This is a genomic window from Streptomyces sp. sk2.1 (genome assembly GCF_008120935.1).
Lineage (GTDB): Bacteria > Actinomycetota > Actinomycetes > Streptomycetales > Streptomycetaceae > Streptomyces.
This window is the reverse complement of sequence record NZ_RDBO01000010.1, coordinates 1-11,902: the sequence shown is the minus strand read 5'-3', so window position 1 is coordinate 11,902 and position 11,902 is coordinate 1. Positions and strand designations below refer to the sequence as shown.

Sequence of the window (11,902 nt, the reverse complement as noted above, 5' to 3'; positions counted from 1 at the left end):
GACTCCCCACCCCGGCCCCGTCGAAGACTGTTACGCCGGTCTTCTGTGGACCGCCGACCACGTGGCGGAACTCGGCATCGACCCGGCCCGGATCATCGTCGTCGGAGCCAGCACCAACGGCGGCCTCGCGGCCGCACTCGCCATGAGGGCCGGCGACCGCAGCGGCCCCGCTCTGCTCGCCCAGCTGCTGATGTACCCGATGCTCGACGACCGCAACGACACCCCCTCCGCCCATCAGATGGCCGGCCTCGGCGTCTGGACCGCGCCTCCAACCAGGCGGGGCTGGAGCGCTCTGCTGGGTGACTCACGCGGAACCGACATCGTCCCGCCCTACGCCGCTCCCGCCCGCGTCACCGACCTGTCCGGCCTGCCGCCCGCCTTCCTCGATGTCGGCCCCGCCGAGACCTTCCGCGACGAGGTCGTCACCTACGCCAGCCGCATCTGGCAGGCCGGAGGCCACGCCGAACTCTACGTCTGGGCCGGCGCTTTCTACGGCTTCGACCTTCCCCCAGACGCCGTCTCCCAGGATGCCTGCGCCGCCCGCGGCCCGTGACGGCGACGCCTGGGCACAGATCCACATGGCACCGGAACAAGCCCTCACCGCCCGCCCCGACGTCCGCAGCGACCTCCTCATCCCTTGCGCTGGGCCACCTTCGGCCTCGCCCTGCACGACCGCATCTGGCACGCCGCCCGGGCCACCGGTTCCCCCCCCTGGTCGTTCCCCGGCCCGGTCAGAGCGTCGACGTCGACGCTCCCCCGAGGTTGATGGCTGGTGGCAGCACCTCGCATGAGACAGGCTTCGACCATGCCGATACACAGCCGTGCCTGCGCCGGACGGGGCGGGAAAGGGGCTACTGGGCGGTGTAGCCGCCGTCGACGGGCAGGGCGATGCCGGTGACGTAGCTCGCGCCGGGGCTGCAGAGCCACAGGACGGCCTGGGCGATCTCGTCGGCGGTGCCGAGCCGGTCGATGGCCTGACCCGCCGCGGCCTGGTCGCGATCGAGTTCGCCCTTGGCGGCCATGGCGTCGACCATGGGGGTGGCGATGGTGCCAGGGCAGACGGCGTTGATGCGCACGCCGCGGGAGCCGTATTCGAGGGCGGCGCTCTTGGTCAGTCCGATCACGCCGTGCTTGGTGGCGTGGTAGGCGGCGCGGCCGGGGTTGCCGACCAGGCCGCCGAGGGAGGAGCAGTTGACGATCGCGCCGCTGCCCTGATCGCGCATGTGGCGCAGTTCGTGCTTCATGCTTGCCCAGATGCCGCGCAGGTTGATGTTCTGGACGCGGTCGAACTGCTCGGCGCTCTCGTCAGCGGCGTCGGTGGGCGGGGGCATGATGCCGGCGTTGTTGTAGGCCATGTCGAGTCGGCCGAAGGTCTCCACCGTGCGGTCGACGGCGGCGGCGACCTGGGCCTCGTCGCTGACGTCGCAGACCAGGGCGAGGACCTTGTGGCCGGCGTCGGTGAGGTCCTTCACGGCGGCGTTGACGGCGTCCTCGTCGATGTCGGCGAGGGCCACGGCGGCGCCGGCTTCGGCGAAGGCGCGGGCGGCGGCGAGGCCCATGCCGGAGGAGGCGCCGGTGACGAAGGCGACCTGGCCGGTGAAGTCGTAGGCGGGGTTCATGCCGTTCTTCTCCTGTCGGGAGGCGGGCCGTGGTCAAGGGGCCCGAAGGTGGGTGGGTCAGTGCCGTGCGGGCACCGGTGCGGTGGTGCCGTCGTGTACGGGGGCCGGAGCGGTGTGCTGGGCCACGATCCGGGGCTGCTGGCGGGTGCCGGTGAGGGCGAGGGCGATGAGCGGCAGGAGGGTGAGGGCGGCGGAGACGGCGCCGACCAGGGCCGGGCCGGTCAGGCCGAGGGAGGTGTTCATGGCTGTCCCGGCCAGGGCGGAGCCGGCGGCGATGCCGGTGTTGTAGGCGGAGGTGGTCAGCGCCGAGGTCAAGGTGGGGGCGTCGCCGGCGAAGCGGACGGCGAGAGAGGTGACGACCGGGTTGACGGTGAACCCGGCCAGGGCCATCAGGAAGACCAGGGCGACGGACGTGACCGGGCCGGTCGACAGCGGGATCAGCAGGAACAGGGCCAGCGCGGTGACCGTCGCTGCGGTGAGGGTCGTGGCCATCGGGCGGCAATCGCCGAGCCGGCCGCCGATCGCGGTGCCACCCAGGGCGCCGAGCCCGAAGACGATCAGAACCAGGGGAACAGCCCCGGCCGGAACACCAGCACGGTCGGTCAGCAGCGGGGTGATGTACGTGTACGTGGCCAGGACACCGCCCATGATCAGGACGGCGGCGGCCAGCGCCAGCCACAGTCGGCCCTGCCGCAGAGCGCGGACCTCGGCCCGTACAGAAATCCCGGCCCGCTGCTCCGTCCTGGAGATGAACCGGCCGACGAACACGGCCGCGAGGCCCGCGAGGAAGGCCAGGGCCCAGAAGGGGCCGCGCCAGCCGGTGTACTGGCCGACGAAGGAGCCGATCGGCACACCGATCACGTTGGCCAGGGTCAGGCCGCCCATCATGACGCCGACGGCCCGGGTGGCCCGGGCGGGGCCTGCGGTGACGATGACGAAGCCGACGGTCCAGAACGCGCCGGTGGCCAGCGCGGTCACCCCCCGGGCGGCCAGGACGACGGTGAAGGAGGAGCTGAGCGCGGTGACGACGTGGCCGAGGGCGAAGACCGCCAGGGCCGCGACGAGGGTCAGGCGCCGGGGCAGGCGCAGGGTGGCCAGGGCCATGACGGGGCTGCCGACGATCATGCCGATCGCGAAGGCGGTGATCAGCAGGCCCGCGTGCGGGGCGCTGGTGCCGAGGTCACTGGCGATCTCCGGGAGCAGTCCGGCGATGACGAACTCGGTGGTGCCCATCAGGAACGTGCCGGCGGCGAGCACCCACACGACGAAGGGCAGCTTGCCCGCTCGGGTGCTGGCTGCGGAAGGCATACAGGGGGCTCTTCCTCTAGGGAGTTCGGGCAGTCGTCCGGGTCAGGAGGCGGCTTCGATGGTGATGCGCGTCGCCCGGCCGAGCTGGTCGGCGCTGACGTCGAGGTGGCCGAGGACGAGCAGGTCGGCGGAGGGGGCGGGCCCGTCCCGGTAGAAGAGGGCCAGGTTGCCCCAGGGCGCGTAGTAGGCGATGTCGCCGGCCCTGGCCGCGACCGGCTCCGGGGCGCCGGAGGTGTCCAGCTTGCGCGGCAGGTCGGCGACCCGCTCGATGCCGTGGAAGTCCTCCAGGTTCAGGGTGAGCGGAAGCAGGGCGGCGAAGTCGCGGGCCGGGGGCTGTCGTTCAAGGTGGCCTCGACGGGGCGGCCGTCGAGAGTGACCCGGTGCCGACGCGGGGGTGCTGGAAGGTCTTCTGCGCGGGCTTGCGGCCGGTGACCTCGTAGCGTTCCCACAGCCGGGCGAAGTCCGGGCTCTTGAGGAGGAGCTCGCCGACGAGGTTGGTCAGGTCCGGGGCGTCGGGAGCGGTGCCGGCGGTGGCACGCAGGCGGGCGACGCAGGCGGTGATCTGCCGGTCCCAGTCGGGGAACAGGGCGCGCGAGGCACTGATCGTTTCAGAATGAGTTCAGCGTGAGGGCTTGGCGACCGGGGCTGGCAGGGGCAGAGTGGTGCGGGTGTCGGATGATCTTGTGCCTGATGACCTGTGGGAACGCATCGCTCCGCTGCTGCCGCCCCGGCCGCCGCGGCGTCATCGGTATCCCGGGCGGTTGCCGGCGGACGACCGTGCGGCTCTTCGGGGCATCGTGTACGTGCTGCGCAAGAACGTCAGCTGGAGAGACGTGCCCGCCGAGCGGACCGGCTGCAGTGGGGTGACGGCCTGGCGGCGGCTGCGGGACTGGACCGAGGCCGGAGTCTGGCCCCGCCTGCACGAAGTGCTCCTGGCCGAACTGCGCAAGGCCGATCTGCTGGACATGGACGACTGCGCGATCGACGGCTCGCACGTCCGGGCCCTGAAAGGGGGGCTCACACCGGACCTTCGCCGGTCGACCGCGCCCGGCCGGGCAGCAAGCACCACCTGATCGTCGACCGTCACGGAACCCCTCTCGCCGTCACTCTGACCGGCGGAAACCGGCACGACGTCACCCAGCTGACACCCCTGCTGGACGCGATTCCCCGCATCCGCGGCCTGGTCGGCCGGCCTCGTCACCGGCCGCGACGGCTGTTCGCCGACCGCGGCTACGACTACGACAAGTACCGCCGCATCCTGCGGGCTCGGGGCATCACCCCGAAGATCGCCCGTCGAGGTGTCCCGCACGGCTCGGGGCTGGGCAAGACGCGCTGGGTCGTGGAGCGGACCTTCGCCTGGCTCCACCAGTTCAAACGACTGCGGATCCGCTACGAGATACGCGCCGACCTCCACCTCGGACTGCTCCAACTCGCCTGCAGCATCATCTGTTTGAGACGACTCCGAACCTCATTCTGAAACGATCAGTCCCGCCCCGCGTGCCGCCCGCCCCGTGTGCTTCCCCGTCCCGCGCTTCCCCGGCTCAGCCGCCGAGGGCGTGCCCGGTCGTCGCGTCCACGTGGTCCGGGATCTCGTCGTGGCGATCGCCCACGGACAGCGTCCCGGTGGGCTCGACCATGAGGATCGCGGCGCCGGACGGGGCGTACGGCCTGTGCTCCGTGCCCCGGGGAACGGTGAAGACCGACCCCCGCGGGAGCAGGACCGTGTGCTCCCCACCGGGCCCGCGCAGGGAGATGTGCAGCTCCCCGTCCAGTACCAGGAAGAACTCGTCGGTGTCGTCATGGACGTGCCAGACGTGCTCGCCCTCGACCTTGGCGATACGGACGTCGTGGTCGTTGACACGGGTGACGACGCGGGGGCTCCACAGGGCGTCGAAGGAGGCCAGGGCCTCGTCGAGAGAAATGGGTCCGTTGCTCATGGGCCCATCCTGAGCCGTTTCGCACGGCCGCCGTGAGTGCTAGGAATCGCATATGACGAAAGAATCCTCGCACGCGGCACGCCCGCCTGGCCCGCACCGGGTCGTCGTGATCGTGGACGAGAACTCGAACCCTTTCGAGCTCGGCTGCGCGACCGAGGTCTTCGGCCTGCGCAGACCGGAGATCGGCCGTGAGCTCTACGACTTCGGGCTCTGTTCCCCCGAGCCCCGCACCCTGATGCGGGACGGGTTCTTCACGCTCGCGGGAGTCGCCGGCCTGGAGGCGGCCGATGCGGCGGACACCCTGATCGTCCCCAACCGGCCCGACGTCGAGGTGCCCCGCCGGCCCGCCGTGCTCGACGCCGTCCGGCGGGCGCACGCGCGCGGTGCGCGCCTGATCGGTTTCTGCAGCGGCGCCTTCACTCTGGCCGAGGCCGGGGTCCTGGACGGGCGCCGGGCCACCGCGCACTGGCAGTGGGCGGATGCCTTCCGGGTCCGTTTCCCGTCCGTCCGCCTCGAACCGGACGTGCTGTTCGTGGACGACGGCGACATCCTCACCGCCGCCGGGAGCGCGGCCGCGCTCGATCTCGGGCTGCACGTGGTGCGCCGCGACCACGGTGCGGAGATCGCCAACTCCGTGAGCCGTCGGCTGGTCTTCGCGGCGCACCGGGACGGCGGGCAGCGGCAGTTCGTGGAGCGCCCCATGCCCGACCTGCCCGACGAGTCCCTGGCGCCCGTCCTGGCCTGGGCCCAGGAACGGCTGGACGCGCCGCTCACGGTCCCCGACCTCGCGGCGCGCGCGGCGGTCAGTCCCGCGACGCTGCACCGCCGTTTCCGGGCACAACTGGGAACGACACCGCTGGCGTGGCTCACGGGGGAGCGGCTCGCCCTGGCGTGCCGCTTGATCGAGGGCGGCGAGGCCCGCTTCGAGGTGGTCGCCCGGCGCAGCGGGCTCGGCACCGCCGCCCACCTGCGCACACTGATGCGCCGGGGGACGGGCATCACCCCGTCCGCGTACCGGCGCCGCTTCGGGCCGGAGGCGAACTGAGTTCGAGGTCTGCCCCCCGGCACCGCCCAGCCGCTGCCCCGCCCGATCGCCCGCCGATCCGGGGAAAGCCGCCCGGCAGGCGTCAATTCCACGGTTCCCGGCAGGGGTCCTCGCCCAGAACCTTCGCGGCGGCCACGCAGAGCTCTTCGCCGTAGAGCTGGTTGCCGCCCCGTCCGGAGCCCCACCGTTCCGACGCGGCCCGGGCCACAGCGCGCCAGGTGAAGTCCTGGTCGACCCGCCACGAGCGGATCTGAGCAGCCATCTCCGGTGTGATCGCCGTCGGATCCACGGTGCTGTGCGTCATCCCCCGACCTTACGGATTCGGTGACCCCATGGATTCTGCGGGGAAGGCGGCCATCGGTTCACGTCCCGGACCGCGCACCACCTCCCGGCCCTCGGAAGCCGGGAGACGGTGCGTGCCGATCCGGCACGATCCGGAAGAGGGGCCCTAATCGTTCGAGTCGTGGTCGCTGTCCTCGTCGACCCTGGTGGCGGTCACCTTGCCGGTGGTCGCGTCGACCGTGACCTCGTGGTCCTTGTTCTTGTCCTTGGGGTTCGTGATGTCGATGTGCCAGGCAGGGGTGGTGCCGTGGTCGTTCCCGAGGTCGGCCGAGGTCGCGGTGCCGTCGACCTCGGCCAGGGCCGCGCCGACGGCCTCGGCCAGGTCGGTCCTGGCGGACTTCGCCAGGGCGGCGTCGGCGCTGCGGTCGTCGGGGTCCTGGTCCTTGTCCGTACGGGTGGCGGTGACCTTGCCGTCGATCGCATCGACAGTGACCTCGTGCTCGATGCCGCGGGAATCCGTCACGTCGACCTTCCAGACCGGTTTGTCCGGGCTGCCGTCCAGGTCGGCCGCGGTGACCGTGCCCGCGACGGACTTCTCGGCGGTCTCGGCAGCCTGCTTGATGTCCACCTCGGCGTTCTTGATCAGCGCGTCGTCGTTGTCGTCGTGGTCGGTGCCCGGCAGGGCGGCGACAGCGTCCGTCCGGACGCCGTGGCTGCTGTCCGCGGGGGCGGCCACGGCCGTGGCTGCGCCGCCGCCGAGGGCCGCGGTGGCGGCGAGTACGGCGGCAACCACGCGACGACTGCCGACCGGAGCGCGCTTGAGGGATTTCATCGGGGGTGCTCCCTTCGCTCGGGGACATGTGTTCCTGAGGCCATCCGTCGTGGGCGGGCAACGTCGAGGGATTCGACCGGAGCGGACGAATCTCCGATACAAAAGCCATTTTCCGTCTGCCCGGGCGTCGCCGCACTGTCGCGCTGCCGCGCCCCATGGTGCCCCTGTGCCCGTGGAAGGACACGAGAAGGCGGTCCTCAGCGCGGCAGGGCGTCGATCGAGTCGGCGACCTTCCGGCACATCTCCGTGAACATGGCCTGCTCGCCGGGTGAGAGCGCCTCCACGGCGGCCCGGGCGTTCTCCCGTCGGCTGCGCGCGGCACCGGTCAGGAAGGCGTGCCCCTTCGGGGTCAGCGATGTCGTGTGCTCCCGCCTGTCCTCGCCGAGCGCCACCTGCTGGACCAGCTCCAGGTCCTTCAGGACGCGCAGCGCCTTGGACGTGGTCTGCCGCGACATTCCCAGGGACTCGCTGAGCCGCGAGGGGCTCATCGCGCCGCGGATGCGGAGCAGCTCCAGGACGTCGTACTGCTGCCAGTTGACGCCCTCGGGGTTGGTCGCGGTGCGCCGGGCGACCAGGACGCACTGCAGATGGGACAGCGCGTCCTCCAGTCCGGAGGGCGGGCCGAGCCGTGGGCGGGCGGTGTCTGCGTCCGTCATCGATGAGCTCCTTCCGGGGCGGACACGGTGGGCCGGGACCGTTGTGATGTCCGATGACCCCTTGTTTGGTTTCCAGACGGAAATGAGATGAGTGTAGACGCTTCACCACTGGTGCCATCGTTGCTGCCATATGATTTCCCAAAAGAAATCAATTGACGTAGTGTGAGTGGAGGTGAACGCGGCGCGACGGGTGGAGGTTGTGAACCATGACGGGCGGGACGAACACGCGGTTCGGCGGCGACATCGTTCTCGGCGGCGTCCGGGAGAACAACCTCAGGAACGTCTCGCTGACCATCCCGAAGGGGAAGCTCACCGTCTTCACCGGTGTGTCCGGCTCGGGGAAGTCCTCGGTCGTCTTCTCGACGATCGCGGTCGAGTCCCGGCGCCAGCTCAACGAGACGTTCCCCTGGTACGTGCGCAACCGGCTCACCCGGTACGAGCGGCCGCGCGCCGAGGTGATGGAGAACCTGTCCACCGCGATCGTGGTCGACCAGAAGCCCATCGGCGGAAATTCTCGCTCGACCATCGGCACCATGACCGAGGTGCACCCCATTTTGCGGGTGCTGTTCTCGCGGTGCGGAAAACCCTCCGTCGGCCCGTCGAACCTCTACTCCTTCAACGACCCGCACGGCATGTGCGGGAACTGCGAAGGGCTGGGCCGGGTCGCGACGGTGGACCTGGACCGGCTGCTCGACAGGGACAGAACGCTCAACGAGGGTGCCATAGTCTTCCCCTCGTTCGCGGTCGGCACCGCCCAATGGCAGCTGTACGCGGAATCGGGCCTCTTCGACCCCGACAAACCACTGGCCCGCTTCACCGGACAGGAGCGCGAACTCCTCCTGTACGGCGGCGGGTTCCGCGTCGACCGGCGCAGTCGGCACAGCGTCCACAGGAACGAGTACGAGGGAGTGGTCACCCGCTTCACCCGCCGTTACCTGAGACGCGACGCGCACACCCTGAGCGACCGCGACCGGGAGGCCGTGGCCCGGGTCGTCACCGAAGGCCCCTGCCCGGAGTGCGGGGGAGCCCGGCTCAACGCCGCGGCCCGGGACTCCCGAATCGGCCCGCACAACATCGCCGACTACGCGGCCATGGAGATCGGCGAACTCGCCGAGGTGCTCGCCGCCCTCGACGACCCCGTCGCCGAGCCCGTGGCGGCCGCGGCCCTCGCCGTACTGCGCCGCATCGAGGCGGTGGGCCTCGGCTACCTGGCCCTGGACCGTGAGATGTCCACCGTGTCGGGCGGGGAGGGGCGGCGGCTGAAGATCGTGCGCCACCTCGGCAGCAGCCTCACCGACGTGACGTACATCTTTGACGAACCCAGCGCCGGACTGCACCCCCGCGATGTGCACCGGCTCAACGAACTGCTCCTGGAGCTGCGGGACAAGGGCAACACCGTCCTGGTCGTCGAGCACGACCGGCAGGTCATCGCCATCGCCGACCACGTCGTCGACATGGGACCGGGCGCCGGGGCCCGTGGCGGGGAGATCGTCTTCGAGGGCACCGTCGGGGAGCTGCGCTCCTCCGACTCCCTCACCGGGCGACGCCTGGGCACCGTGTCCGGGCTCGACCGGACGCCGCGCACACCCACCGGCGCCTTCACCGTCACCGGGGCGGCCCTGCACAACCTCAAGGACATCACCGTCGACATCCCGACCGGCGTCCTCACCGCGGTCACCGGTGTCGCAGGCTCGGGCAAGAGCACCCTGGTCTCCGGTGTCCTCGCCGCCCGACACCCCGACGCGATCGTTGTGGACCAGTCGGCGATCGGCATCTCGCCGCGTGCGACACCGGCCACCCACGTGAACGTCATGGACACCATTCGCAAGCTGTTCGCCCGTGCCAACGGGGTCGACGCGGGGATGTTCAGTTTCAACTCCACCGGCGGCTGCCCCGAGTGCAGGGGCCGCGGCGTCATCGAGAACGACCTCGCCTTCCTGGACCCTGTCACCACGACCTGCGAGATCTGCCGGGGCCGGCGCTACCGGGACGAGGTCCTCGACCACCGTCTGCACGGCCGCGACATCGTCGAGACCCTGGGCCTCACCGTCGAGGAGGCGCTCGACCACTTCACCGAACGCACCGTGCTGAGCAGACTGGCGCCGCTCCGCGAGGTCGGACTTCCCTACCTCACCCTCGGACAGCCGCTGTCCACCCTGTCCGGCGGCGAACGGCAACGCCTCAAGCTCGCAGGCCGGTTGCACGATTCGGGCGGTCTCCACATCTTCGACGAGCCGACGACCGGCCTGCACATGGCCGACGTCGACACCCTGCTCGCCCTCCTCGACCGGCTCGTCGACGGCGGCAACACCGTCGTCGTGATCGAGCACGACCTGGACGTGATCAAACACGCCGACTGGATCATCGACCTCGGCCCCGGCGCCGGCCGGCACGGCGGCCGCGTCGTCTTCGAGGGAACCCCGGCACAACTGGCCACCGATCGGGGCTCGTTCACCGCCGAGTACCTCAGAAAGGACCTCGCGCGGGCAACCGCACGGCACTGACCCGCCCGGCGCGCGACCACCCGCCGCACGGCCCCCGGCGCAGGGCCGTCCGGGCCTGTCCGGGACAGCCCCGGACAGCGCGGAACGCTTGTGGCGCGGATACGGGCCCGGCAGCGTTCCTGTCGTACGGCCGGAAGAAGGGGCGGACCTCCCGTCCCGCCGTGCCTCGTACGACCTTGGATCAGGGGGTACATCCATGCGCAAACACCTGAACATCGGCCTGCTGTGCCTGGTGACGACCGGGGTGATGCTGGTTCCCGGCGGTGGGGCACTGGCCGCCCCTGCGGGGGGCGAGGACGTCACCGTCCACGTCGCCTCCGGCGGGACCTCGTTCGCCGGGCTCTCGGGGAAGACGCTCCGGCAGGCGGCGTCCGGGGCCGGCCTCACGGCACGGAACCCGGTCGGTTCACTGCGTGACGCGCAGGCCGTGCTCGCGGCCGGGCACACCGGGAACGCGACGATCCTGCTCCGCGGCGGCACCTACGACGACGCCGGGGTGGAATGGGCACCGGGCATCGCCGACGGCACGGTCACCGTCAAGGCCCAGCCGGGGACGGGGCCCGTCACGTTCGACGGGCGGGCGGCCAGGGCCGGGTACTGGACGAAGGTCGGCCCGAAGTCGCCCAGGCTGAACTTCCAGGGGCCGTACACCGTGCAGCGCTACGGCGACGGCGGGATCAAGGCCACGGGGACCAGGAAGGACGGCCCGGTCAGGGGACTCGTGGTCAACGGGATCACCTTCAGGCAGATCGGCAACGCCTGGGTCAAGGGCGGCAAGGGCTTCGCCGGAGTGCACCTGAACTACGTGTCGAAGGCGAAGATCACCAAGAACCGATTCTTCAACCTTGAGAACAAGGAGAAACCGGGAAACACCCACGGCGTCTACCTCGCCTTCAACCAGACGCAGCGGACCCCGGGGAGCAACGGGAACACCGTGGCGGGGAACACCTTCAAGGTCATCTCCGGTGATCCGGTCCGCGCCAGCGACGGCAGCAGCGGCAACAAGGTCCGGGACAACACCTTCGCGAAGGGACATGACTACCGGGGCAAGGTCCGGGGCAACGGCAACCACGGGATGTTCACCTACTGGGTGTTCTCAAGGGCCGACACGTGTGGAAAGGGCGGCAACACGTTCTCGGGCAACACCTACACCGTGAGCTACTCCAACGTGAAGAACCCGGCCGTTTACTCCGGGGCCGACACCGGCCGCACCTGCAGGTCCGTCAGGGCCACGGGGCACAACCCCTACGAGCGGTAGGACCGTGGCGGAAGTGCCGGTCGCGGCTGTCCGTCCAGGACCGCGACCGGCACTTCCGCCCTGTGGCGGGCCCGGGAGGTCCTGCGGCGGGCTCGGGCCCGGCCCGCCCGTCGAAGCGAGGGAACTGCCCCCCTTCCCGTCACGCCGCCGCCGCTGCCCGGACACACGCGACCGCCGTCCGGGCACGCGCCGGACAGGGCGCACACCGGTTCGGTACGACGCGGCGGTACCACTGTGCCGCCGTATGCCTCGGGGGGCATACGGCGGCACACGGGCACCGCTGTTCCCTCACCCGGCACGGCCGAATCGCGACCTACCGGCCCCGGGAACCCGTCCGGATCCTGAAGGACATGGGGGACACCGAAAACACACCAGGTCCGGACAACACCGACGACATGTTCCGCGCCCTCCWGGAGGGCGCCATCGCCCCACGCCCGCCCGACCCGCCCGACCGCCCCTTC

The 11,902-nt window shown here is 71.0% G+C and carries 12 protein-coding genes and 1 pseudogene; 5 read left to right on the top strand and 8 right to left on the bottom strand.

Going from position 1 to position 11,902, the window contains the following annotated elements; translation table 11 throughout:
• Window positions 1-553: alpha/beta hydrolase fold domain-containing protein (locus EAO76_RS01375; protein ID WP_148832453.1), on the top strand; the 553-nt coding region annotated here is incomplete at its 5' end.
• A gap of 298 nt (window positions 554-851) precedes the next feature.
• On the opposite strand, the gene EAO76_RS01370 is transcribed toward EAO76_RS01375, so the two are convergent.
• The 4 genes and pseudogenes from EAO76_RS01370 to EAO76_RS01355 all read right to left on the bottom strand — a co-directional run.
• Entirely contained in the window at window positions 852-1,619 is a 768-nt protein-coding gene (locus EAO76_RS01370; protein ID WP_148832450.1) for an SDR family NAD(P)-dependent oxidoreductase, read from the bottom strand.
• Between the two features lie 57 nt (window positions 1,620-1,676).
• Window positions 1,677-2,927, bottom strand: coding sequence for an MFS transporter (locus EAO76_RS01365; RefSeq protein WP_148832448.1), 1,251 nt, complete (start codon window positions 2,925-2,927; stop codon window positions 1,677-1,679).
• A gap of 42 nt (window positions 2,928-2,969) precedes the next feature.
• Complete coding sequence (locus EAO76_RS45760; RefSeq protein ID WP_262375219.1) at window positions 2,970-3,215, bottom strand: cyclophilin-like fold protein; 246 nt, start codon at window positions 3,213-3,215, stop codon at window positions 2,970-2,972.
• A gap of 76 nt (window positions 3,216-3,291) precedes the next feature.
• Window positions 3,292-3,525, bottom strand: a pseudogene (locus EAO76_RS01355) (transcriptional regulator); the annotation flags it as partial.
• Between the two features lie 70 nt (window positions 3,526-3,595).
• Between EAO76_RS01355 and EAO76_RS01350 the strand changes: the two are divergent.
• Window positions 3,596-4,404 (top strand): IS5 family transposase gene (locus tag EAO76_RS01350; RefSeq protein ID WP_187438422.1). Its coding sequence is split into 2 segments (ribosomal slippage): window positions 3,596-3,935 and window positions 3,935-4,404, totalling 810 coding nucleotides; the frame shifts between segments, so codons are not numbered across the junction.
• Window positions 4,405-4,468: 64 nt separating this feature from the next.
• Here EAO76_RS01350 and EAO76_RS01345 read toward each other — a convergent pair.
• The gene (locus EAO76_RS01345; protein WP_148832444.1) at window positions 4,469-4,864 is read right to left on the bottom strand and encodes a cupin domain-containing protein; all 396 of its coding nucleotides are present in this window, start codon (window positions 4,862-4,864) and stop codon (window positions 4,469-4,471) included.
• 52 nt (window positions 4,865-4,916) lie between these two features.
• On the opposite strand from EAO76_RS01345, the gene EAO76_RS01340 reads away from it, so the two are divergent.
• Window positions 4,917-5,909, top strand: coding sequence for a GlxA family transcriptional regulator (locus tag EAO76_RS01340; protein ID WP_148832442.1), 993 nt, complete (start codon window positions 4,917-4,919; stop codon window positions 5,907-5,909).
• Between the two features lie 82 nt (window positions 5,910-5,991).
• Here EAO76_RS01340 and EAO76_RS01335 read toward each other — a convergent pair whose 3' ends face one another.
• From EAO76_RS01335 to EAO76_RS01325, 3 genes are all read right to left on the bottom strand, one after another.
• Entirely contained in the window at window positions 5,992-6,213 is a 222-nt protein-coding gene (locus EAO76_RS01335; RefSeq protein WP_148832440.1) for a hypothetical protein, read from the bottom strand.
• 144 nt (window positions 6,214-6,357) lie between these two features.
• On the bottom strand, window positions 6,358-7,023 hold the full coding sequence (locus tag EAO76_RS01330; protein ID WP_148832438.1) for a PepSY domain-containing protein: 666 nt from the start codon (window positions 7,021-7,023) through the stop codon (window positions 6,358-6,360).
• Window positions 7,024-7,220: 197 nt separating this feature from the next.
• On the bottom strand, window positions 7,221-7,679 hold the full coding sequence (locus EAO76_RS01325) for a MarR family winged helix-turn-helix transcriptional regulator (RefSeq protein WP_148832436.1): 459 nt from the start codon (window positions 7,677-7,679) through the stop codon (window positions 7,221-7,223).
• Between the two features lie 206 nt (window positions 7,680-7,885).
• On the opposite strand from EAO76_RS01325, the gene EAO76_RS01320 reads away from it, so the two are divergent.
• Both EAO76_RS01320 and EAO76_RS01315 read left to right on the top strand, forming a co-directional pair.
• A complete protein-coding gene (locus EAO76_RS01320; protein WP_148832434.1) occupies window positions 7,886-10,183 on the top strand; it encodes an excinuclease ABC subunit UvrA in 2,298 nt (765 codons plus the stop codon).
• Between the two features lie 196 nt (window positions 10,184-10,379).
• Complete coding sequence (locus tag EAO76_RS01315; RefSeq protein WP_148832432.1) at window positions 10,380-11,441, top strand: right-handed parallel beta-helix repeat-containing protein; 1,062 nt, start codon at window positions 10,380-10,382, stop codon at window positions 11,439-11,441.
• Window positions 11,442-11,902 lie beyond the last annotated feature (461 nt).

Excerpts from the sequence above, each read along its gene's own strand:
- EAO76_RS01370 (WP_148832450.1), bottom strand. The coding sequence starts at position 1,619 with ATGAACCCCGCCTACGACTTCACCGGCCAGGTCGCCTTCGTCACCGGC.
- EAO76_RS01365 (WP_148832448.1), bottom strand. The coding sequence starts at position 2,927 with ATGCCTTCCGCAGCCAGCACCCGAGCGGGCAAGCTGCCCTTCGTCGTG.
- EAO76_RS01345 (WP_148832444.1), bottom strand. The coding sequence starts at position 4,864 with ATGAGCAACGGACCCATTTCTCTCGACGAGGCCCTGGCCTCCTTCGAC.
- EAO76_RS01340 (WP_148832442.1), top strand. The coding sequence starts at position 4,917 with ATGACGAAAGAATCCTCGCACGCGGCACGCCCGCCTGGCCCGCACCGG.
- EAO76_RS01335 (WP_148832440.1), bottom strand. The coding sequence starts at position 6,213 with ATGACGCACAGCACCGTGGATCCGACGGCGATCACACCGGAGATGGCT.
- EAO76_RS01330 (WP_148832438.1), bottom strand. The coding sequence starts at position 7,023 with ATGAAATCCCTCAAGCGCGCTCCGGTCGGCAGTCGTCGCGTGGTTGCC.
- EAO76_RS01325 (WP_148832436.1), bottom strand. The coding sequence starts at position 7,679 with ATGACGGACGCAGACACCGCCCGCCCACGGCTCGGCCCGCCCTCCGGA.
- EAO76_RS01320 (WP_148832434.1), top strand. The coding sequence starts at position 7,886 with ATGACGGGCGGGACGAACACGCGGTTCGGCGGCGACATCGTTCTCGGC.
- EAO76_RS01315 (WP_148832432.1), top strand. The coding sequence starts at position 10,380 with ATGCGCAAACACCTGAACATCGGCCTGCTGTGCCTGGTGACGACCGGG.